Source organism: Gordonia sp. DT30 (assembly GCF_049844915.1).
In the GTDB taxonomy this organism is placed as follows: Bacteria; Actinomycetota; Actinomycetes; order Mycobacteriales; family Mycobacteriaceae; genus Gordonia.
This window is the reverse complement of record NZ_JBNCLY010000012.1, coordinates 1-23020: the sequence shown is the minus strand read 5'-3', so window position 1 is coordinate 23020 and position 23020 is coordinate 1. Positions and strand designations below refer to the sequence as shown.

The 23020-nt window shown below is 68.2% G+C and carries 15 protein-coding genes, 1 pseudogene and 1 riboswitch; of the genes and pseudogenes, 8 read left to right on the top strand and 8 right to left on the bottom strand.

Going from position 1 to position 23020, the window contains the following annotated elements:
- Positions 1-26: 26 nt before the first annotated feature.
- Both ACLQ3C_RS12830 and ACLQ3C_RS12825 read right to left on the bottom strand, forming a co-directional pair.
- On the bottom strand, positions 27-1529 hold the full coding sequence (locus tag ACLQ3C_RS12830) for a SulP family inorganic anion transporter (protein WP_425705452.1): 1503 nt from the start codon (positions 1527-1529) through the stop codon (positions 27-29).
- Positions 1530-1654: 125 nt separating this feature from the next.
- Positions 1655-5044, bottom strand: coding sequence for a pyruvate carboxylase (locus ACLQ3C_RS12825; RefSeq protein ID WP_425705451.1), 3390 nt, complete (start codon positions 5042-5044; stop codon positions 1655-1657).
- A 142-nt stretch (positions 5045-5186) separates the two neighbouring features.
- Here ACLQ3C_RS12825 and ACLQ3C_RS12820 point away from each other — a divergent pair, with 142 nt between their 5' ends.
- The 4 genes from ACLQ3C_RS12820 (at position 5187) to ACLQ3C_RS12805 (ending at position 11604) form a co-directional block, all read left to right on the top strand.
- Positions 5187-6545: an 8-oxoguanine deaminase gene (locus tag ACLQ3C_RS12820; protein ID WP_425705450.1), complete on the top strand. Its 1359-nt coding sequence runs from the start codon at positions 5187-5189 to the stop codon at positions 6543-6545.
- Positions 6546-6553: 8 nt separating this feature from the next.
- Entirely contained in the window at positions 6554-7378 is an 825-nt protein-coding gene (locus tag ACLQ3C_RS12815; RefSeq protein ID WP_425705449.1) for an FAD binding domain-containing protein, read from the top strand.
- 11 nt (positions 7379-7389) lie between these two features.
- Positions 7390-10173 carry a molybdopterin-dependent oxidoreductase gene (locus tag ACLQ3C_RS12810; protein ID WP_425705448.1) on the top strand — a complete coding sequence of 928 codons (2784 nt, stop codon included), beginning with the start codon at positions 7390-7392 and terminating at the stop codon, positions 10171-10173.
- A gap of 69 nt (positions 10174-10242) precedes the next feature.
- Positions 10243-11604, top strand: coding sequence for an Nramp family divalent metal transporter (locus tag ACLQ3C_RS12805; RefSeq protein WP_425705447.1), 1362 nt, complete (start codon positions 10243-10245; stop codon positions 11602-11604).
- A 9-nt stretch (positions 11605-11613) separates the two neighbouring features.
- On the opposite strand, the gene ACLQ3C_RS12800 is transcribed toward ACLQ3C_RS12805, so the two are convergent.
- The 5 genes from ACLQ3C_RS12800 to ACLQ3C_RS12780 all read right to left on the bottom strand — a co-directional run bounded on the left by ACLQ3C_RS12800 (position 11614) and on the right by ACLQ3C_RS12780 (position 15075).
- Complete coding sequence (locus ACLQ3C_RS12800; RefSeq protein ID WP_425705446.1) at positions 11614-12114, bottom strand: nucleoside deaminase; 501 nt, start codon at positions 12112-12114, stop codon at positions 11614-11616.
- Positions 12111-13334: an acyl-CoA dehydrogenase family protein gene (locus ACLQ3C_RS12795; RefSeq protein ID WP_425705445.1), complete on the bottom strand. Its 1224-nt coding sequence runs from the start codon at positions 13332-13334 to the stop codon at positions 12111-12113. The genes ACLQ3C_RS12800 and ACLQ3C_RS12795 overlap by 4 nt, the downstream gene beginning before the upstream one ends.
- 103 nt (positions 13335-13437) lie before the next feature.
- Positions 13438-13950 carry a histidine phosphatase family protein gene (locus ACLQ3C_RS12790; RefSeq protein ID WP_425705444.1) on the bottom strand — a complete coding sequence of 171 codons (513 nt, stop codon included), beginning with the start codon at positions 13948-13950 and terminating at the stop codon, positions 13438-13440.
- 5 nt (positions 13951-13955) lie between these two features.
- Positions 13956-14780, bottom strand: coding sequence for a CbtA family protein (locus ACLQ3C_RS12785; RefSeq protein WP_425705443.1), 825 nt, complete (start codon positions 14778-14780; stop codon positions 13956-13958).
- Between the two features lie 58 nt (positions 14781-14838).
- A complete protein-coding gene (locus tag ACLQ3C_RS12780) occupies positions 14839-15075 on the bottom strand; it encodes a CbtB domain-containing protein (RefSeq protein ID WP_425705442.1) in 237 nt (78 codons plus the stop codon).
- Positions 15076-15134: 59 nt separating this feature from the next.
- A riboswitch (cobalamin riboswitch) is annotated at positions 15135-15205 on the bottom strand.
- 66 nt (positions 15206-15271) lie between these two features.
- Here ACLQ3C_RS12780 and ACLQ3C_RS12775 point away from each other — a divergent pair.
- Both ACLQ3C_RS12775 and ACLQ3C_RS12770 read left to right on the top strand, forming a co-directional pair.
- Positions 15272-20011 carry an ATP-dependent helicase gene (locus ACLQ3C_RS12775; RefSeq protein WP_425705441.1) on the top strand — a complete coding sequence of 1580 codons (4740 nt, stop codon included), beginning with the start codon at positions 15272-15274 and terminating at the stop codon, positions 20009-20011.
- Positions 19998-20783 (top strand): DNA-formamidopyrimidine glycosylase family protein, encoded by a 786-nt coding sequence (locus ACLQ3C_RS12770; protein ID WP_425705440.1) that lies wholly within the window; start codon positions 19998-20000, stop codon positions 20781-20783. The genes ACLQ3C_RS12775 and ACLQ3C_RS12770 overlap by 14 nt, the downstream gene beginning before the upstream one ends.
- A 10-nt stretch (positions 20784-20793) precedes the next feature.
- On the opposite strand, the gene ACLQ3C_RS12765 is transcribed toward ACLQ3C_RS12770, so the two are convergent.
- Positions 20794-21705, bottom strand: coding sequence for an SDR family NAD(P)-dependent oxidoreductase (locus tag ACLQ3C_RS12765; RefSeq protein ID WP_425705439.1), 912 nt, complete (start codon positions 21703-21705; stop codon positions 20794-20796).
- A 91-nt stretch (positions 21706-21796) separates the two neighbouring features.
- Between ACLQ3C_RS12765 and ACLQ3C_RS12760 the strand changes: the two genes are divergently transcribed.
- Both ACLQ3C_RS12760 and ACLQ3C_RS12755 read left to right on the top strand, forming a co-directional pair.
- Complete coding sequence (locus ACLQ3C_RS12760; protein WP_425705438.1) at positions 21797-22462, top strand: TetR family transcriptional regulator; 666 nt, start codon at positions 21797-21799, stop codon at positions 22460-22462.
- Between the two features lie 169 nt (positions 22463-22631).
- A pseudogene (locus ACLQ3C_RS12755) lies at positions 22632-23020 on the top strand (HNH endonuclease); the annotation flags it as partial.

Sequence of the window (23020 nt, the reverse complement as noted above, 5' to 3'; positions counted from 1 at the left end):
CGTCCCCCACGATGTCATCGCCTTGTTCACTCCTTGCCGGTGAGGTGCCCACTGAGCTGTTCGAGCCTACGGGCACTGCTGTCGTTCAGTCCGACGATGGTGGCGCTCTTGCCCTTCTCTCGGTATTTGGTGGTGATCGCGTCGAGCGCGGCCACGCTGGAGGCGTCCCAGATGTGGGAGTCACTCATGTCGATGATCACCTGAGGCGGGTCGTCCACGTAGTCGAATTGATAGACCAGATCATTGCTGGAAGCGAAGAACAATTCCCCCTTGACCGCGTACACCCGCGTGTCGGGGTCGGGGTGGGCGACCTCGACGACCTCGGTGAGGTGCGCGACCCGGCGGGCGAAGAGCATCATCGCGATGACCACCCCGACGATGACGCCGTACGCGAGATTGTGGGTGGCGACCGTCACCGCGACGGTGGCGAGCATCACCGCCGTTTCGCTTTTCGGCATGCGCCGCAACGTCTTCGGATTGATGCTGTGCCAGTCCATGGTGCCGACAGACACCATGATCATCACCGCGGCCAGAGCTCCCATCGGGATCAGGGCGACGATGTCCCTGAGTCCGACGACGAGGATCAGCAGGAACACACCGGCAAGGAACGTGGAGATCCGGGTGCGCGCCCCGGACGCCTTGACGTTGATCATGGTCTGCCCGATCATCGCGCAGCCACCCATGCCACCGAAGAAGCCGGTGACGACGTTCGCGATGCCCTGCCCCATCGCCTCGCGTGACTTGTTGGAATGGGTGTCGGTCAGATCGTCGACGAATTTCGCCGTCATCATCGATTCGAGAAGACCGACCAGCGCCATCGTGAACGCATAGGGGGCGATCACCGACAGGGTGTGCCAGGTCCACGGTATGTCGGGCAGACCCAGCGACGGCAGACTGTCGGGCAGCTTGCCCTCGTCCCCGACGTCGGGAACCGACCAGCCGACGGCCAGGGTCACCGCGGTGAGCAACACGATCGCCACCAGCGGGGCCGGGATCACGGTGGTCAGCCGCGGCAGCCCGACGATGATGACGATGCCGGCCACCACCATCGGATAGACCAGCCAGGGCACCCCGATGAGGTTGGGCAACTGGGCGGTGAAGATGAGGATGGCCAACGCGTTGACGAATCCCACCATGACGCTGCGCGGCACGAACCGCATCAGTTTCGCGATCCCGAGTCCGCCGAGTATCACCTGGAAGACGCCGGCCAGGACGACCGTGGCGATCAGGTAGTCGAGACCGTGACTCTTCACCAGCGGCGCCACCACCAGGGCCACCGCACCGGTCGCCGCGGAGATCATCGCCGGACGCCCGCCGACGATCGAGATCGTCACGGCCATGGTGAACGAGGCGAACAGTCCCACTCGCGGGTCCACCCCGGCGATGACCGAGAACGAGATCGCCTCGGGGATCAGGGCGAGCGCGACCACCAGCCCACCCAGCACTTCGATACGCAGCCGACGCGGCGAGCGAAGCGCCGCCCACACCGACTGTTCCCGGGCGGGTGAGACCGTCGGGGGTGCTGTCATCTTCAGGGCTCCGTTTCCGGCGCACCGCAGTTCTCGACGATGGGAGAGCCGACCTGGGCGCGCACAACCCGCAAGACTCTACCCTCCCGTAAGGGTAGAGTCCTAAGCGGCCGGAGCGGGCGCCGTCATCCGATCTCGATGAGCAGATCGCCGGGCGCGACGGTCGTGACCGGGCCGACGGCGACGCGGGTGACCTTGCCGCCGACCGGAGCGGTGATGGTGGCCTCCATCTTCATCGCCTCGATGGTGCCGATCGCCGCCCCTGCGGCCACCTCGTCGCCCACGCGCACCGAGGTAGACACCACCCCGGCAAAGGGGGCGCCGACCGACCCGGGGTGGGCACGGTCGGCCTTCTCCGCCGCTGCCACCGTGGAGTCGATCGACCGGTCGCGCACCGCGATCGGCCGGAGCTGCCCGTTGATGACGCACATGACGGTACGCATGCCGCGTTCGTCGGCCTCACTGATCGCTTCTAGTCCGATGAGCAGGACCACGCCGGGCTCGAGTTCGACGCGGTGTTCCTCGCCGTAGCGCAGTCCGTAGAAGAACTGGTTCGCCGACAGCCGCGACGTGTCGCCGTAGAGTTCCTGATGCTCGGCGAACTCCTTGGTCGGGCCGGGAAACAGCAACCGGCTGAGCGTCTTCTGCCGCGAACGGCCCGCGACGTCGAGCGCGTCGGAATCCGGTGCGGACAGCTCCACCACCGGCGCGGCGGGTCGTCGCCCTTCGAGTGCCTTGCTGCGCAAGGGTTCCGGCCAGCCGCCGGCCGGCTCGCCCAGCTCGCCGCGCAGGAATCCGATGACCGAATCCGGGACGTCGTAGGCCGCTGGATCGTCGGCGAAATCGCTGGGCTCGATGCCCTGCCCCACCAGCGACAGCGCCAGGTCGCCGACGACCTTTGACGAGGGCGTGACCTTGATCAGCCGGCCCAGCATTCGATCGGCGGCGCCGTAGGCTTCCTCGACGGCCTCGAATCGGTTCCCCAATCCGAGCGCGATGGCCTGCTGCCGCAAGTTCGACAGTTGTCCGCCCGGGATCTCGTGGGAGTAGACGCGTCCGGTCGGCCCCGGAATGCCGGACTCGAACGGCGCGTAGACTTTTCGGATCGCTTCCCAGTACGGCTCGAGGTCGCACACCGCACCCAGATCCAGCCCGGTGTCATGTTCGGAGTGCGCGAATGCGGCCACGATTGCCGACAACGGCGGCTGACTCGTGGTCCCGGCCAGTGCCGCCGACGCCCCGTCGACCGCGTCGGCACCGGCCGCCACCGCGGCCAGATACGTCGCGAGCTGCCCACCCGGCGTGTCGTGGGTGTGCACATGGATCGGCAGATCGAATTCCCGGCGCAGCGCGGTGACCAGCTTCGTCGCCGCCGGCGCACGCAGCAGGCCTGCCATGTCCTTGATGGCCAGGATGTGCGCGCCCGCCTCGACGATCTGCTCGGCCAGGCGCAGATAGTAGTCGAGGGTGTAGAGATCCTCGGCCGGGTTCGCCAGATCACCGGTGTAGCTCATCGCCACCTCGGCGACCGCGGTCCCCGTATCGCGGACCGCGTCGATCGCCGGGCGCATCTGCTCGATGTTGTTGAGCGCGTCGAAGATCCGGAAGATGTCGATTCCGACGTCGGTGGCCTCGGCGACGAACGCGGTGGTCACCCTCGTCGGATACGGCGTGTAGCCGACGGTGTTCGCGCCGCGCAGCAGCATCTGCAGGCAGATGTTGGGCATCGCCGCACGCAGCTGGGCGAGGCGGTCCCACGGATCTTCCTTCAAGAACCGCAGTGCCACATCGTAAGTCGCCCCGCCCCAGCACTCCACGCTGAGCAATTGCGGGGTCAGGGCGGCCACATGCGGGGCCACCGCGAGCAGCGCCGATGTCCGCAGCCGGGTCGCCAACAACGACTGGTGCGCATCACGGAAAGTGGTGTCGGTGATGCCGAGGACGGGCGAACCACGCAGCGCCCGAGCGAATCCCGTCGGTCCGAGCTCGACGAGTCGTTGCTTCGATCCCGACGGCGGCGACGCCAGCGCCGCACGCTCGACGGTGGGCAGTTTGTCACGCGGATAGACCGTGGAGGGCCGCTCGCCGTGCGGCTTGTTCACCGTCACGTCGGCGAGGTATTCCAGGATCCGGGTACCGCGATCGGCCGAACCACGCGAGGTCAGCAACCATGGCCGCTCCTCGATGAACGATGTCGTCACCCGCCCCGCCCGGAAGTCCGGGTCGTCGAGCACCGCTTGCAGGAACGGAATATTCGTCGCCACCCCGCGAATCCGGAACTCTGCCAAGGCACGCCGGGCGCGGCGCACCGCGGTCGCGAAATCGCTGCCCCGGCAAGTGAGTTTGACCAGCATCGAGTCGAAGTGTCCCGACACCTCGCCACCGAGGTTGGCGCCGCCGTCCAGTCGGATACCCGCACCGCCGGGACTGCGGTAGGCGGTGATGCGGCCCACGTCGGGGCGGAACCCCGCCGTCGGGTCCTCGGTGGTGATGCGGCACTGCATCGCCGCCCCGCGGATCACGAGGTCGTCCTGACGCAGACCGATGTCCTCGAGGGACTCACCCGACGCCACCCGCAACTGCGCGCCCACCAGGTCCACGTCGGTGATCTCCTCGGTCACCGTGTGCTCCACCTGAATTCGCGGATTCATCTCGATGAACACGTGCCGGCCGGCCTCGTCGACGAGGAATTCGACGGTCCCGGCACACGAGTAGTCGATGTGCCGGGCGAAGGCCACCGCGTCGGCGCAGATCTTCTCGCGCAGAGCGAGATCCAGGTTCGGCGCCGGCGCCAGTTCGACGACCTTCTGATGCCGGCGCTGCACACTGCAATCGCGCTCGAACAGATGGATGACGTTGCCGTGCGTATCGGCGAGGATCTGTACCTCGATGTGGCGGGGGTTGACCACCGCCTGCTCCAGGAAGACCGTCGCGTCCCCGAACGCCGACTCCGCCTCCCGTGATGCCGCACCGATCGCCTCGCGCAGATCGGCCGGCTCCTCGACCCGACGCATACCACGACCACCGCCGCCGGCCACCGCCTTGACGAAGACCGGGAATGCCATGTCCGCCGACGCCGCGACGAGCTCGTCGACGTCCGCCGACGGCGCCGAGGACGCCAGCACCGGCAGTCCCGCTGCCCGCGCCGCCGCGATCGCCTGCGCCTTGTTGCCGGTCAGGTCCAGCACGTCGGCCCGCGGACCGACGAAGGTGATCCCCGCCGCGTCACACACCCGCGCCAACTCCGGATTCTCCGACAGGAATCCGTAGCCCGGATAGACGGCGTCGGCACCACACCGCACCGCCGCGCCGACCACCTCGTCCACCGACAGATACGCGCGCACCGGGTGACCGGGCACCCCGATCTGATACGACTCGTCGGCCTTGAGCCGGTGAAGCGAATTGCGATCCTCATACGGGAAGACCGCGACCGTCCGGGCGCCGAGTTCATACGCCGCGCGAAAGGCCCGGATCGCGATCTCGCCGCGGTTGGCCACCAACACCTTGTCGAACATGTTCCGTTCCTGTCCTCGGCAGTGCACAAGCCCCCGACGGGACCTTACGCAACGAGGCGCCACCGGCGTACCGCGGTGCCGACGCCGGATCGATCAGCGACGACGAAATATCGCCGTAACGCGATCGTCGTAGCGTGTTCGCGTGTCCCAGACCCTGATCGAGAACGCGCACGTCATCACCGTCGATGCCGCGCGCCGCGAGTTGCCGTCGGCGTCGGTGCGCATCGACGACGGTGTCATCACGGAGGTGTCGACGGATCCGCTCACCGATGTGGGGTCCGAGGTGGTCCGGGTCGACGGCCGCGGCTGCGTCCTCACGCCCGGCCTCGTGAACACCCACCATCACCTCTATCAATGGATCACCCGCGGCCTCGCCGCCGACCACACCCTGTTCGAGTGGCTGACCACGCTGTACCCGATCTGGGCGGGCATCGACGAGCAGGCCGTGCACACTGCGGCGCTCGGTGGGGTGGGCCAGCTGGCGATGTCGGGCTGCACCACCACGACCGATCACCACTATGTCTTCCCGCGCGAGGGCGGTGATCTGCTCGGCGCCGAGATCGCCGCGGTCGCCTCGCTCGGCCTGCGCTTCCACCCGACCCGCGGATCGATGGATCTCTCGGAGAAGGACGGTGGCCTACCGCCCGATTCGGTCGTGCAGACCATCGACGAGATCCTCACGGCCAGCGCCGACGCCGTAGACCGCTGGCATGATCCGTCGCCGTCGTCGATGCTGCGGATCGCGCTGGCGCCGTGCTCACCGTTCTCGGTGACCACCGACCTACTGCGTGAATCGGCGTCCCTGGCACGCGACCTCGGGGTGCGGATGCACACGCATCTCGCCGAATCGCCGGATGAGAACACCTATTGCGACGAGCACTTCGGCGCCACCCCACTGCAGTACATGGAGTCGGTCGGCTGGGTCGGCGACGATGTGTGGTTCGCGCACGGCGTCGAGTTCGGCGACGACGACATCGCCCGACTCGCTGCCACCGGCACCGGCGTCGCGCACTGCCCCACCTCCAATGCCCGGCTGGGCAACCGCATCTGCCGCACCCGGGATCTCGTCGCGGCGGGTGTGCCGGTCGGTCTCGGCGTCGACGGGGCGGCGTCGAACGAGTCGGCGCGACTGCTCGAGGAGGCACATCAGGCGGTGCTGATGGCCCGCGCGCGTGGTGGCGCGACCGCGCTGACCACCCGCACCGCGCTCGAACTGGGCACCCTCGGTGGCGCGCGAGTTCTCGGTCGCGACAACGAGATCGGATCGATCGAGACCGGCAAACTCGCCGACCTGGTGCTGTGGGACCTGACGGGCCTCGCGCACGCCGGCATCGACGACCCGGTCGCCGCACTCGTCCTCGGCGCGATCCCGCCGATCCGGGGATCATGGGTGGGTGGGCGTCGCATCGTCGCCGACGACGAGCTACGGACCGCCGACCTCGACGCCGTCGCCGCCGACTGTGCCACCGAGCATCGCCGACTGCTGGACAAGGCCGGATAGGAGTCGCCATGGATCTCAACACCATCGCCGGGTATCGCCACGCCCGGACCCGGGACGACCTCGCGTTGGCGCCCGGCGAGCGGATCGTGGCCGGCGGCACCTGGTTCTTCAGCGAACCGCAGGTCGACGCCACCCGCGTTGTCGACATCACCGAAATGGGCTGGCCCGACGTCGAAGAGCTGCCGGACGGCGGGCTGCGGATTGCCGCCACCTGCCCGATCGCCACCCTCGCCGCGCTTCCCGCGCATCCTGGCCGGCACGCCCTGCCATTGTTCTTTCAGTGCGCCACAGCGTTGTTGGCGTCGTTCAAGATCTGGAACGTGGCCACCGTCGGCGGCAACATCTGCCGCTCGTTCGCCGCCGGCTCGATGGTCTCCTTGGCCGTGGCGCTCGACGGTGACGCCCTGGTGTGGCGCCCGGATGGCACCGACCGACGGTTGCCGGTGGCCGAGCTGGTCACCGGCAACGGCACCAACACCCTCGAACCAGGAGAAGTGCTGCGCGCCGTCGACATCCCCGCGCACGCATTGCGCGCCCACACCGCCTACCGCAAGATCGCCCTGGCCGAGCTCGGCCGGTCCGGCGCGGTCGTCACCGGACGCCGCGACGACGACGGCGCCACGGTGTTCGGTATCACCGCCGCCACCGGTTGGCCCACCGTCCTGCGCTATCCCGCAGTACCCGAAGCCGACCGCCTGCATTCCGATGTCACCTCCGCCGCAGGCTATTACACCGATCCGATGGGATCGGCGGACTGGCGTCGCGGAGTCAGTGCCGTACTCGCCGAAGAGATCCGCGGCGAATTGATCGACCACGCCCGATCCGGTCGATGAGAGGAGCCATGATGCGATTCGAGATCAACGGCGAGCCCGTCGACGCCGCACCCCGCCCCGGTCAGTGTCTGCGCACCCTGCTGCGCGACCACGGACACTTCGAGGTGAAGAAGGGATGCGATGCCGGCGACTGCGGTGCCTGTTCGGTGCTCGTCGACGGCACGCCCGTGCACTCGTGCATCTATCCGGCCCAACGCGCCCAGGGTGCGTCGGTGACCACCGCGGCCGGGCTCGGGACACCCGGTGATCTGCATCCCATGCAACAGTCCTTTGTCGACAACTTCGGCTTCCAGTGCGGGTTCTGCACGGCCGGGATGGTCGTCACCGCATCGACGCTCGGCGCCGAGGACCTCGACGACCTGCCGCGGCGGATGAAAGGGAACCTGTGCCGCTGCACCGGATATCGCGCGATCGACGCGGCGATCCGCGACGGCGTCGCCCGAAAAGAGTGCGCCGATGCCGGTTCCGATGCCTGCGCGGGCAGCTGCGCCCGCCCGCCATCGGTCAACGGGGTGGGCGAATCGGTCAATCCCATTGCCGCACAACGCGTGGTGAGCGGCACCGAGCCCTACACCTTCGACATCGACATACCCGGCACGCAGTTCCTCCGCGTCCTGGGATCGCCGCATCCGCATGCCCGGATCACCTCGATCGACTCCACCGCCGCGGCCGCGGTACCCGGGGTGACGCTGATCCTCACCCATGAGAACGTCACCACCCGAAGGTTTTCCACCGGTCGCCACGAATCACGGTCGGACGACCCGGACGACACCCTGATCCTCGATCCGGTGGTCCGCTTCGTCGGTCAGCGGGTGGCCGCTGTCGTGGCCGAGACCGCCTCGGCCGCGGAGGAGGCGTGCCGGCTCATCGTGGTCACCTATGACCCGTTGCCCGCGGTGTTCGGCCCGGCGGAGGCCCGCCGCCCCGGCGCCGCCCTCGTGCATCCCGATCGCACCCCGGACGACCGTGTGGCCGATGCCGGCCGCAATGTGGTGGCCGCGTTCCATGATGGATTCGGTGGCGACATCGTTGCCGCCCTCGAGAATTCGTCGGTGACCGTCTCCGGCACCTGGCGCACCGGACGGGTCGCGCACGCCCAGCTCGAGACCCACGGCACGCTCGGTTGGCTCGACGACGAGGGCCGCCTCGTGCTGCGCACCAGCACGCAAGTCCCTTTTCTCGTGCGCGACGAGCTGGCTCTGCTCCTCGAACTGCCACCCGAGCGTATCCGCGTGCATGCGGCCCGGGTCGGTGGCGGCTTCGGCGGCAAACAGGAAATGCTCACCGAGGATCTCGTCGCGGTCGCGGTCCTGCGCACCGGCCGTCCGGTCGCCTATGAGATGACGCGCACCGACGAGATGACGCGGACCACCTACCGCCACCCGTTCACGGTGTCGGTCGATCTCGGGGCCGAGGCCGACGGACGGCTCACCGCGATGAAGATCGATGTCCTCTCCGACACCGGTGCGTACGGCAATCACGCGATCGGCGTGATGTTCCACGGCTGCGCCGAATCGGTGTCGGTGTACAACTGCCCGGTCAAGCGGATCGATGCCGAGGTCGTCTACACCAACAACCCGCCGTCGGGCGCTTTCCGCGGGTACGGACTGGGCCAGGTCATCTTCGCCATCGAGAGCGCGATGGATGAATTGGCTCTCGAACTGGGACTCGACCCGTTCGAGCTCCGGCGCCGTAACGCCGTCACCGAGGGCGACCCACTGCTCATCGCCCATCCCGAACCCGAGGAAGACCTGGTGTACGGCAGTTACGGGCTCGACCAGTGTCTCGACCTCGCCCAGGCTGCGCTGGCCCGGGGCAACGGCGCCGCCGTACCAGCGGGACCGCAGTGGCGCGTCGGCGAGGGTATGGCGCTCGCCGCGATCGCCACCATGGCCCCGCGCGGGCATCACTCCACGGCCACCGTCTCGGTCGACGCCGACGGCACCTATCACATCGGCTCCGGCACAACCGAATTCGGCAACGGCACCACCACCGTCCACGCTCAGATCGTGGCGAGCACGATGTCGACCGACCTGAGTCGGGTGTCGTTGCGTCACGGCGACACCGACGCCGCGCCCTACGACACCGGCGCGTTCGCGTCCGCCGGGATCACCGTCGCGGGCAAGGCCGTCTACGGCGCAGCACTCGCGTTGCGCGAGATGCTCGTGGGCGCCGCCGCCGAGGTGTCGGGCGCCACACCCGACGAGATACGTCTCGGTGCCGACGGGGCGCTCGTCGGCGACACCATGATCGGCTTCGCGGACCTGATCGACGCCGTCGACGTCGAGGAGCGGGTGACGGGACCGTCCGGCCCGCGCGCCATCGGCACCGGCGTCGAACGCGGTGACCTGCGCTCGATTGCGTTCAACGTCCAGGCCTTTCGGGTCGCGGTGAACGTGGATACCGGCGCGGTGACGATCCTGCAGTCCGTGCATGCCGCCGACGCCGGCACGGTGATGAATCCGCAGCAGTGCCTCGGCCAGGTGGAAGGCGGTGTCGCACAGGCGATCGGCGCATCGCTCTACGAGGAGATCATGCTCGACGGCAAAGGTGTGCCGCTGACGCCGGTCCTGCGGACCTATCGGGTCCCGCAGATGGCCGACATTGCCGTCACCGAGGTGATGTTCGCCGACACCTCTGACGACCTCGGGCCGTACGGCGCCAAGTCGATGAGCGAGTCGCCGTACAACCCCGTGGCGCCCGCGCTCGCCAACGCCATCCGCCGGGCGATCGGTATCCGTCCGTACGAGACGCCGATGTCGCGAGACCGGATCTGGCGGATGACGAACACCTAGTTTTCGGGTGACCTAACTTTATTCTTCGCCCCGCTTGATCAGCGCTCGCGGGTGTGCCACCCTGAGCGGATGAGCCAGGTGGACACGCCCACCTCCGGGCCGGATCTCCCGGGTCCGGGCGACTCGGGTCCGGGCGACTCGGGTCCGGGCGACTCGGGTCCGGGCGACTCGGGTCCGGGCGACTCGGAGTCAGCGCGTGAGCAGATCCGAGGGCGCCGACTGCGTTCGCTACGCCACCTCGCGCTTCTCGGGCCGGCTTTCGTTGCCGCCATCGCCTACGTCGACCCGGGCAATGTGGCCGCGAACATCACCGCCGGGGCGCGCTACGGATTCTTGTTGGTCTGGGTTCTCGTCGTTGCGAACCTCATCGCCATGCTGATCCAGTATCAGTCGGCCAAACTCGGCATCGTCACCGGCCGCAGCCTGCCAGGGCTTCTCGGTGAGCGCCTGGGCCGGCGCGCCCGCCGGTCGTATTGGGTCCAGGCGGAGGTGGTGGCCATCGCCACCGACCTGGCCGAGGTCCTCGGCGGTGCCATCGCCCTGCAATTGTTGTTCGGGCTACCACTCGTGCTCGGGGGCATCATCGTCGGCGTCATCTCGACACTCATGCTGACGCTGCAGAATCCGCGGCGGCAACGCACCTTCGAGTCGGTGATCCTGGCCATGCTGGCGATCATCGTGGTGGGCTTCCTCGCCGGACTCGTGGTGAACCCGCCCCCGGTCGGCGACGTGCTCGGCGGCCTGATCCCCCGGCTCCACGGTCCCGAGACCGTGCTGCTCGCCGCGTCCATGCTCGGTGCGACGGTGATGCCCCATGCGATCTACGTGCATTCGGCACTGGTCGTCGACCGCCACGGCATCGCGAAGACACCCGAACGACGCAAGAAGCTGGTGCGCGCCACCCGCTGGGACGTCGTCGTCGCCCTGATGATCGCCGGCGCGGTCAACATCGCGCTGCTGCTGCTGGCCGCGCAGAACCTGCGCGGTAAGGAGGGCACCGACACCATCGAGGGCGCCTACCGGGCGGTCGCCGACACGATGGGGCCGGGCATGGCGACCGCTTTCGCGATCGGGCTGCTCGCCAGCGGCCTGGCCTCCACCTCGGTCGGTTCCTCGGCCGGCGCCGTGATCATGGCCGGCCTGCTGCACAAGCGGATTCCGTTGCTCGTCCGCCGGCTCGTCACCCTGATCCCTGCCCTGGTCGTTCTCGCAGTCGGCGTCGACCCGACATGGGCGCTGGTGCTGTCGCAGGTTTTGCTCAGCTTCGGCATCCCCTTCGCGATCATCCCACTGGGGCGCCTCACCGCCGACCGTTCGATCATGGGCGAATTTGCCGACGGGATTCTGTTGCGGATCGTGGCGACCGTCGCGTCGGCGGTGATCGTGCTGCTCAACCTGGCGTTGATCGTCCTGGTGATCACCGGCGGATGAGCAGGTTCATCAGTGGACGACCACGTCGGCCGGTCGCCCGCCCCAGAAGCCCTCGTGGACGGCCTGCGCGCCGGCCAACGGCATCGGTCCCCGTACCGTGACCGCACGCTGCCCGTGATCGAATACCGATCGGCACGGGAGCGACATCGTCGGGTTCTCCGGGTCGGTCCCCGTCATCGCCAGCAGTTCGGCTTCCGACAGCGCAAAGACGACAGCGCCGATTCCGGCCCAGTAGATCGCGCCGCTGCACATGGCACACGGTTCGGTACTCGTGTACAGGGTCGCCGAGGCCAGTTCAGCGGAGTCGACCAGCGCGGCCGCACGCCGGACCACGTTGGTCTCGGCATGCCCGGTCGGGTCGCGGTCGGTCACCACCGTGTTCTCGGCCGCGGCCAACTCTGTCCCGTCGGCGGACACGATGATCGCCCCGAACGGATGGTTGCCGTGTGCGCGTGATGCCGCCGCCACCTCGATCGCGCGAAGGAGAAATCGTTCGTCGTCGGATGTCACTGCAACAACCCCTTGGCCACATGCGTCACCTGGATCTCGTTGCTGCCGGCGTAGATCATCAGCGACTTCGCGTCGCGCGCAAGCTGTTCGACGCGGTATTCGGCCATGTAGCCGTTGCCGCCGAAGAGCTGCACGGCCTCCATCGCGACGTCGGTGGCGGCCTTCGACGAGTAGAGCTTCATCGCCGACGCCTCCGCGAGACTCAGTGGCTTGCCCGCGGCGGTGCGTTCGATCGCGTTGAACAGCATGTTCTGCACGTTGATCCGCGCGATCTCCATCTCGGCCAGCTTGAGCTGGATGAGCTGGAAACGTCCGATCTCCTGGCCCCACAGGGTGCGGCTCTTCGCGTATTCGACACTGCGGCGCAGACATTCGTTGATGATGCCCATCGACAATGCCGCGATCCCGATGCGTTCGGCGGTGAATCCGGATTTGGCGCCCTCGGACCCGCGGGAATCCGATCCGGTGTCCTCGGTCTCGCCCAGCAGCCGGTCGCGCCCGAGGCGCACGTTGTCGAAGAACAGTTCACCGGTGGGCGAGCTCATCATGCCCATCTTCGCGAACGCCTTGCCCTGCGTCAGACCGGGCATGCCCTTGTCGAGGACGAAGGAAAGCACCTTGCGCTCGCGCATCGGCGTGCCGGAGCCGTCGTCGAGTTTGGCGAATACCACGAGGGTGTCGGCGTATGGGCCGTTGGTGATGAAGGTCTTCTGTCCGTTGAGGAGGTAATCGTCGCCGTCGCGTCGGACGGTGGTCTTCATGCCGCCGAGCGCATCGGACCCCGAGTCGGGCTCGGTGATCGCCCAGGCCCCGACCTTTTCCATGGTGACCAGTTCGGGTAGCCACCGCTTCTTCTGCGCGAGAGTGCCTTTGCTTCGGATGGCCGACGCCGTCAGGCCCATGCTGACGCCCAGCGACCCGACGAGCCCCAGGCAGACGCCGGCGAGTTCGATGTTGACGATCATGAACATCGATCCGGTCATCCCGGCGCCGACACCACCACCGGACGACTTCTTGCCGGCCGCCTCAGCGGTGAGCTCCTTCTCCAGCGCATCCCTGGCCATTGCATCGACACCGAAGGTGGACAACAGCTTTCGGGTGATGTCGTACGGCGGTAACTGACCGGTCTCGAGTTCGTCGAGGTGCGGGCGGATCTCCTTGTCGATGAATGCCCGGAGCGCATCGCGCACCATCAGATCTTCCTCGGACCATTCGAACATCGACCCTCCACCTTCCCGCGCCGACTCGGCGCCGACTAGAACACGTTTCAGTCCTACTGTGTCAGTCACCACCGGCGGTGTCCAGGAAAGGAGAGGTTCCTCCTCACCCGGTCGCGCGCGGCAGGCGATACACCGTCGCCGGCGCCACCTCGATGCCGAAGAAGGACGCCGCGTCGCCGGCCAGCAGGGCTTGCGCGACCGGCATCGCCACGACGACACAGCTCGCGGCTCGGGCATCGGCGGTTTCGGCAAACGTCCTGTGCCACAGCGTTATCCGCTCGACGAAGGCGGCGATGCTCTCACCCCCGTGCGGGCACGACGCCGGATCGCCGAACCAGACCGCGAGGTCGTCGGGGTCCACCTCGTCCGGCGCGTGGCCCGCCCAGCGCCCGACGTCGAGGGTGCGCAGCGAATCATCGACCCGGACGTCAGGGCCCAGCAGTTCGGCGGACTGACGGGTCGCGGCCTCGGGCCCGGCCACGATCGGGCGGGCACCGACCTCGATTGCCAGTGCCGCAACACGCCGGCGGCCCGCCTCGTCCAGGGATGCGTCACCGCCGAATCGGAGGGCCTTGTTGGGCCCGGTCCGGCCGGCGGTGACGACGAGCAGATCCACCTGGGTCAGCGGCGGGTCTCGACGAGCACGGCGTTCTCCGACCGGGAGCCCGACCGGCCCAGCCATCCGAGCACCGCGGCGAACACGGTGGTCAGGACCGTCCACAAGATCACCTGGTTGGCGATGACGTAGACCCGGAAGTCACCGATCACCGCGGCGGGGAAGCCGGGGAACACGATCCGGTCACCATCGGTGAGCGGCTCGGGTACCTCATGGAATTGCGGTAACAGGATGATGGCGACGGTGATCACGACGAGATAGCCGATCGCCGCGAGTACCGCCGACGTCAGCCCGCCCAGACGGGGTCGCAGCCACAGCGCGAACACCACCGCGGCGATCATCGCGACCACCGAGACGACGGTGATCGTCAGATACGCACCCGAGCGGGCACCGATGGTGTCGGCGTCGCCAACGGCCGGCGGGTTGGCCGGGTAGGCGAAGAACGGCACGGCGAACGCAGCGACGAAGCCGAGGACACCGAGTGCGACGGCGACCCATCGTCCATCGGTATCGGGGTGGTGGCGAGCCAAATACGTCCACAGGATGGTGAACGCGACGGCGAAGAACGCGCCCATGCAGAGCGCGAACACGATCGTGCCGACGCCGGCGCCGATGTTCTCCTGAACCGAGCGGGTGAACACCTCACCGTGTTCGTGCCCGCCTGCCCCGCCGTGGGCGGCCATGAGGTGTTCTTCGGCGTGTGAGCGGCCCTCTTCGTAGTCGATCGCCTTGGTGGTCTGCGGCTCGATGAACAGCCGGGCGAAGATGAACGCGACGATCCCGGCGACCAGACCCGAGAGCAGGCCTGCGCCGATGAACTTCTTTTCCATGTGCGGTTATGTCCTCTGATTGCGTGCGTTGGCTGTGGTGATGCGGTGACAGCCGTGCTCAGTGGCAGGGGAAACCGAGGAAGTGCCGTGCGTCGTGCACGAATTCGTGAACATGGGTGTCCGAGCCGAACACCGAGACGGCGCCCTGGTCATATCCGAGGAAGTAGTAGGCCAGCCCGGCGAGCACCACGGTGGCGGTCAGCCAGAGCGCAGCCGAGGCGACGGAGAGATCGGGAACGGCGAGGGAAAGACCCTTGCCCTGGGGTCGGGTGCCCTGGCGGGTTGTTGCGACCATCGGTATCGGTCCAATCTGGGATGACGCGTCCCATCGATTTTGCGGTGACGACGCTGCGCGGTGTCCTGACTCGCCGCATCGATGTGCGGCTCACAGTGGCGCGACCGTTCCGGTATCTCACCGGATTCCCCGAGCAACGTCCGTCTGACCATATACCGGACAACTCGCCCGGCCAACAGTGTCGTACCGCTGGTGGATGATGGAGGATGTGCCTGCTGTCGAGGATGTGCTGTCGCGTTTCACCGCCCCCACGCGGCGGTGGTTCAGCGGCGCCTTTGCCGCGCCGACGGCCGCGCAGGTCGGGGCGTGGTCCTCGATCGCCGACGGCAATCACACCCTGGTCATCGCCCCCACCGGATCGGGCAAGACGCTGTCGGCCTTCCTGTGGGCACTCGATCGGCTCGCCGCGCGCCCCGAGCGTCCGCGCAACACCACCCGCGTCGTCTACATCTCGCCGCTCAAGGCGCTCGCCGTCGACGTCGAGCGCAACCTGCGTGCGCCGCTGACCGGCATCACCCGGGCCGCGCAGGAGCTCGGTGACACCGATCCCGCGGTCCGCGAGGGGCTCGAGCGTGGGATAACCGTCGGGCTGCGGTCCGGCGACACTCCCGCGGCCGCCCGGCGCAGCCTGGTGCGGACCCCGCCGGACATCCTCATCACCACCCCGGAATCGCTGTATCTGATGCTGACCTCGTCGGCACGGGAGACGCTGACCGGCGTCGAGGCGGTCATCGTCGACGAAGTACATGCGGTTGCGGGCACCAAACGCGGCACCCATCTCGCACTGTCGTTGGAGCGCCTCGACCGACTCCTGGAGAAACCGGCCCAGCGGATCGGGCTCTCCGCGACGGTGCGCCCGCCCGAACGGGTCGCGCAATTCCTCGCCGGCTCGGCACCGTGCACCGTCGTCCACCCACCCGCGACCAAGACCTTCGATCTGCGCGTCGACGTGCCGGTCGAGGACATGGCCAACATCCCGCCGCCGCCGGACGCGCCGGGCTCCGAGGAACTCGACGACGCGTTCTCGCCGACCGCCGGCTCGCTGTGGCCCTACGTCGAGTCGTCGATCGTCGACCTCGTCGAGGCCAACCGCACGACCATCGTCTTCGCGAACTCGCGGCGCCTGGCCGAACGGCTGACCGCCCGCCTCAACGAGATCGCCGACGCCCGTTCCGGGCCCGCCGACCGGCCAGCGGAGCCGGCGGTCAACGCGCGGGTCGCCGGTGGGGCGCCGGCACTCGTGATGGCCAGCGGCGCGTCATCGGGGGCGTCGCCGGTCCTGGCCCGCGCCCATCACGGGTCGGTGAGCAAGGAGCAGCGCGCGCAGATCGAGGACGACCTCAAGACCGGCCGCCTGCGCTGTGTGGTGGCCACCAGCTCGCTCGAGCTCGGCATCGACATGGGGGCGGTGGATCTGGTCGTGCAGGTCGAGGCCCCGCCGTCGGTGGCCAGCGGACTGCAGCGGATCGGGCGCGCCGGACATCAGGTCGGCGAGATCAGCCAGGGTGTGCTCTTCCCCAAGCACCGCACCGACCTCATCCACTGCACGGTCGCGGTATCACGGATGCGTGCCGGCGAGATCGAAGAACTGGCGATTCCGGCGAACCCGCTCGACGTGCTCGCCCAGCAGACGATCGCCGCAGCCTCCATCGACGAACTCGATGTCGACGAATGGTTCGACGCCGTCCGCCGCAGCGCCCCCTACCGCGAATTGGGCCGGCAGGTGTACGAGGCCACCCTCGATCTCATCTCGGGGCGGTTCCCGTCCGACGAGTTCGCCGAATTGCGGCCGCGTGTCAACTGGGATCGGGACCGCAACGTGTTGGTCGGCCGACGCGGTGCACAACGCCTTGCCGTCACCTCCGGTGGCACGATCCCCGATCGCGGCCTGTTCGGCGTGTTCATGGTCGGCTCGGCGGAGGGGGCAAAACAGACCCGGGTGGGCGAACTCGACGAGGAGATGGTCTACGAGTCGCGGGTCGGCGACGTCTTCGCTCTCGGCGCCACGAGTTGGCGGATCGAGGACATCACCCACGATCGGGTGCTCGTCAGCCCGGCGTTCGGGCAGCCCGGACGGCTACCGTTCTGGATCGGTGATGCAGCCGGCCGGCCGGCCGAACTCGGCGCGGCCATCGGCGCCTTTATCGGTGAGATCGCCGACCGGCCCGAATTGTACCGGCGTGCAGACGAACTCGGTCTGACCGACTACGCCCGGGAGAACCTGGGTGCGCTGATCGCCGAACAACGTGACGCCACCACCCATCTGCCGACCGACCGCACCCTGGTGGTCGAGCGGTTCCGTGACGAACTGGGCGACTGGCGCCTGATCCTGCACTCCGCCTATGGTTTACGCGTACATGCGCCGTGGGCGTCGGCGATCTCGGCACGGCTCAAGAACTCGCTGGGCCTCGACGGCGCGGTCACCGCCTCCGACGACGGGATCATCGTCCGCCTCCCCGACACCGACGACACCCCGCCGGGTGCTGCGGTGTTCACCATCGACCCCGACGACGTCGAACAGCTCGTCACCGACGCGCTGGCCGAGTCGTCGATGTTCGCCTCCCGGTTCCGCGAATGCGCCGCACGCGCGCTGTTGCTGCCGCGCCGCGACCCCGGCCGCCGCGCGCCGCTGTGGCAACAACGTCAGCGCAGTGCCCAATTGCTCGCCGTCGCTTCGCAATTCCCGGACTTCCCGATCGTCCTGGAGGCCGTACGCGAGTGCCTGCAGGACGTGTACGACCTGCCCGCCCTGATCGATTTGCTCCGGCGCGTGTCGACGCGGCGCGTCCGGATGGTCGAGGTCGAGACCGAGTCGCCGTCCCCGTTCGCCGCGTCGTTGCTGTTCGGCTACGTCGGTGCGTTCATGTACAACGACGACGCACCCATCGCCGAGCGCCGCGCGGCGGCCCTCTCCCTCGACACCGCGCTGTTGGCACAGCTTCTCGGTCGTGTCGATCTGCGCGAGCTCCTCGATCCGGCCGTCATCGCCGAGGTGACCAACCGGTTACAGCGCCTCGATCCCGGCCGGCAGGCCCGCGACGGGCAAGACGTCGTCGACCTGCTGCGCTGGCTCGGGCCGCTCACCACCGAGGAGGTGGCCGCCCGCTATCGCGGTGCGGATGCGGACCCGGTCGCCGGCGAGACATCCTCGGTCGAGGTGGCGGCCCTGCTGGCCGGGTTACACCGTGATGGCGCGATCATCTCGGTGAGTCACCGCGGGCGCCCACTGTGGGCCGCGATCGAGGACACCGCCCGGCTCCGCGACGCACTCGGTGTGCCCACACCACTCGGGGTGCCTGCCGCCTTCCTCGAGGAGGTCCCCGACCCGGTTGGCGATCTCGTCCACCGCTATGCCCGCACCCACGGTCCGTTCACCGTCGACGAGGCCGCCGCCGCCCTGGGTCTGGGCGCCGCGGTCGTCCGCGACACCCTGGTGCGGATGGCCGGTGACCGCAAGGTCGTCGAGGGGGATTTCCTGCCTGAGCTCATCGGGGCGCAATGGTGTCACAGCGATGTCCTCGGCCAGATCCGGCGCGGTTCGCTGGCCGCGAGTCGCGCGGAGATCGCACCGGTCGACGACGTCACCCTCTCGCGCTTCTTGTGCGCGTGGCAGCACGTCTCGCCGCCGGCCGAGGGGCGCCGCGGCCACGACGACCGGCTCTCGGGTGTCGACGGCGTCTCCATCGTCATCGATCAGCTTGCCGGGCTGCCCATTCCGGCATCGGCATGGGAGTCGCTGATCCTGCCGGCACGCGTCACCGACTACCGACCCGCCATGCTCGACGAACTATTGTCGGCCGGTGAGGTCGTGTGGTCGGGGTCCGGGCGCATCGGTGGCGCCGACGGCTGGATACGCCTATGTCCGGCCGACCTGGCCGACGTCGTCCTGCCCGAACCCGACGAGATCGACATGACCGATCTGCACCGCAGACTCCTCGATCTGTTCAGCACCGCAGGGGGCCTGCGCTTCTCGCAGTTCATCGGAGACCTCGGCCCGAGCGATGCACCCCCGGGGACATCGGCGACACCCCCGGCGACCGCCGAGGTCCACAGCGCGTTGTGGGATCTGGTGTGGGCGGGCCGGTTGTCCAATGACTCCTTCACCCCGGTCCGCGCGATGCTCACCCCGCGACAATCCGGCGGCTCGCGGTCGGCGCCCGCACATCGATCCCGTGGCCGGGCACCGCGCCTGCGCGCATCCCGGCTGAGTACCCGCCATCTCATGTCGGCGACGCCGACGGTCACCACCCCGCCCACCGCCGGCGGACGCTGGTTCGCGATGCCTCGGCGGGCCGCCGACCCGACGGCAACCACCCAGGTCCTGTGCGACCAACTCCTCACCCGCTACGGCGTCGTGACGCGCGGCGCGGTGGTCGCCGAGGGGGTGACCGGCGGATTCTCGCGGTTCTACAAGGCGCTCAACGTCTTCGAGGACAGCGGATATGTTCGCCGCGGCTATTACGTCGACGGTCTCGGCGGAGCGCAGTTCGCGGCGCCCGCGACCGTCGACGAGTTGCGCCGACACACCCTCGACGATCGCTCGGGCCCGGCCCCGACGGCGATCGTGCTCGCCGCCACCGATCCGGCCAACGCATACGGAGCGGCCCTGTCGTGGCCCGAGCGCGGCGACGGCGGGCACCGGCCGGGCCGCAAACCGGGCGCGCTGATCGTCCTCGTCGACGGAGCACCGGCGATCTACGTCGAGCGTGGCGGCAAGACCGTGCTCACCTTCAGCGACTCCGAGACCGTATTAATCTGTGCGGCCAGGGCTTTGGCCGCCACCGTGCGCGACGGCCGGGTGTCCCGTCTGGCGATCGACCAGGTCGACGGCGTCGAGTCACTACGTTCCGACCTGGCCCCCGCACTCGTCGACGCAGGCTTCTCCACGACACCGCGCGGGCTCCGGCTCCGCTACGGCCAGCATGCCCGAAGGTGACACCGTCTATCGCGCCGCCGCCGGTCTGCGCCGCGCACTCGACGGAAAGGTACTGACGCTCACCGACTTCCGGGTACCGCAGCTGGCGACCACGGATCTCGCCGGTGGCGTCGTCACCGCAGTCCGGTCGCGCGGCAAGCACCTGCTGATCGATATCACGCGCGACGACCTCGCATCTCCGGTGAGCATTCACTCCCACCTCCAGATGGAAGGCCTGTGGGACGTGCATCAACTCGGCGCGCAGTGGCGCCGGCCGACCCACGAAGCTCGTGTTGTTCTACGCACCGAAGATTCGGAGGCGGTGGGCTTTTCGCTCGGCACACTCGAGCTGCTCACCGATCCCGACGCCGAGCTCGCCTACCTCGGACCCGACCTGCTGGGCGACGACTGGGATGCCGCCGAAGCCACACGACGCATCGAGGCGCAGCCCGATACGCCGATCGGGGTCGCGCTGCTCGATCAACGCCTCATGGCCGGTGTCGGCAACGAATACCGCAGCGAACTATGCTTCGTCCGTGGAGTTCTTCCGGGACGTCCCGTCGCCGCCGTCGACGTGGCGGCGATGGTCGACCTTGCTCACCGCATGTTGTGGGCCAATCGGATGCGGGTGGCACGCACCACCACCGGCGTCACCGGCCACGCTGCGCGGCTCTACGTGTATGGCAGGCGCGGCCGTCCATGCCGCCGGTGCGGCACCCTGATCATGCGCGGCTCCCTCGGACCACCCGGCGCGGACCGGGTCATCTACTGGTGCCCGAACTGCCAGTCGTAGTCCTCGGTCCTCACGCCTGCACTGCCAGTGGAAACGTCACTCCGGTGAGCTCCTCCGACACGGCCCACAATCGCTGCGCAACGGCCCGATCATGGGACGCCGAACTCGAGGAGACCTGTTTCGGATGGCCACGCACCTCCCCCAGACCGCCGGGACCGTAGTACTGGCCGCCGACAACGCCCGGATCGGTGGCCGCACGCACGGTGGGCAGCGCGCCCATCGCAGGTGTCTGGGTCAACATCGGCGCAAGCCATGAGACCGGAACTCGAAGCGCCGCAGGAGTGTTGCGAATGAGTTCGGTGTTCGATACGCCGGGATGAGCGGCGACGGCAATCGTTGTGCCGTGCGGTGCGAGTCTGCGCTGGAGCTCGTAGGTGAACATGAGGTTCGCCAGTTTGGCCTGGCCGTAGGCTCCCACCCGGCTGTACGAGCTCTCCCATTGCAGATCGTCGAAGTGGATGGCCGCCCGGATGCGATGACCCGTGCTGCTGACCGTGACCACGCGGGAACCGGGTACGGGCAGCAGGTGGTCGAGCAACAGACCGGTGAGGGCGAAGTGGCCGAGATGGTTGGTGCCGAACTGCATCTCGAACCCGTTGGCGGTGGTCTGCTTCGGGGTGTACATCACCCCCGCGTTGTTGATCAGTAGATCGATCCGCGGGTGGGCTGCGCGCAGATCCGCGGCCGCGGACCTGATCGAGTCCAGTGAGGCCAGATCAAGCGACTGGACGACGACGTCGCCGTCGATACGCGCCGCCGCCCGCGCACCCTTCTCGACGTCACGGACAGCGAGGACCACCGTCGCCCCACGCCCGGCGAGCATCCGGGCGGTCTCGAAACCCAGTCCGGTGTTCGCACCGGTCACGATCGCCACCCGGCGGTGTTGGTCGGGGATGTCTTGTTCGTTCCAGTTGCCATTCATCGCCACTCCTAAAGAACCGTTGGTCTGTTATACCTTTGTAAGAGACCAGCGGTCTGCTGTCAAGAGACCGCCGGTCCGCTAGCCTTGCGGGGTGACATTTCAGCGGGCGCGAAGCGAGCAGCAGCGAGAGGTCCGTCGGCGGGCGGTGCTTGACACCGCTGCGGCCATGCTGGAGGAGATGCCCGTGGCCCAGCTGAGCCTCAACGAGCTCAGCCGTCGGGTGGGTCTGGCCAAGTCGAATGTCTTGCGGTACTTCGAGTCCCGCGAGGCGGTGCTCCTCGAGCTGCTCGACGATTTCCTGGGCGACTGGCTGACCGAGTTGGCCGAGGAACTCGCCGCGAACGTCGCGCCAGATGCCGCAACCGAGGTCCGGGCGCGCCGGTTGGCCGAGATCGTCGGTCGCTCACTTGCCCGACGGCCGGTCCTGTGCGATCTCTTCGGCGCGCAGGGAGGGGTGCTGGAACACAACGTTTCCGTCGAGGTCGTCAAGCGGCACAAGCGATCCTCGCTCGCGAGGCTCGTCGACATGAGCGAGTTGGTTCGCCGCCACCTGCCCGAGCTCGGCGACGACGCACAACTGTTCTGCCTGATGAGTCTCGTCACCGCGGGGGCGCTGTCGCCCTACGTTCCCCCACCGCCCAGCCTGCTCGCGGCTTACGCTGACGAGCCCGAGCTCGGCGTTCTGCATGTAGACCTGGGAGACGCCTTGCAGACAGCCTGCGTTTCGGCGCTCCTGGGTGTACTCCCGCGCGCTTGAGCCGCAGGCATCGAGCACGCGCCCGCTACCACACGCCACCGACAAGAATCGGCCGACTCGAACCGCGCGAATGATGTTGTGCACAAACAGTATTCGTCTTCTGAGGCCTTGCGCTCAGCGGATTTCCATGTAGACTGGACCCATCGCAGCGATCGCCAGGGGAGGGCACATGATCGACGACACCACCACCAGCTCTACAAGCTCAAGCAGTTCCACCGCCCGCATCATCGATGCCGAAGCACTGTTCGCCGGCATCGTCGAGCAACTCAGCGACATCCACCTCGACCCAGACCTCACCGGCCCACAAGCATTCGCGGCGATGAAACAAATACTGCTCGCCCACAACCTCCTCGAGCACTTCGCCAGCACCGTCACCGCCGAACTCGACCGACTCGGCGTCGCCGACCACCGCGCCACCAAACTACGAGAACTGCTGATCCTCCTGGGTTTTGCGCCCGCCACCACGGCCCGCCACGTCCGCATCGCCGCCGCCACCGACATCGACCTCGTCACCGCCCACGCCGCCGACGGCTCCATCTCCGCCGAACACGTCGACGC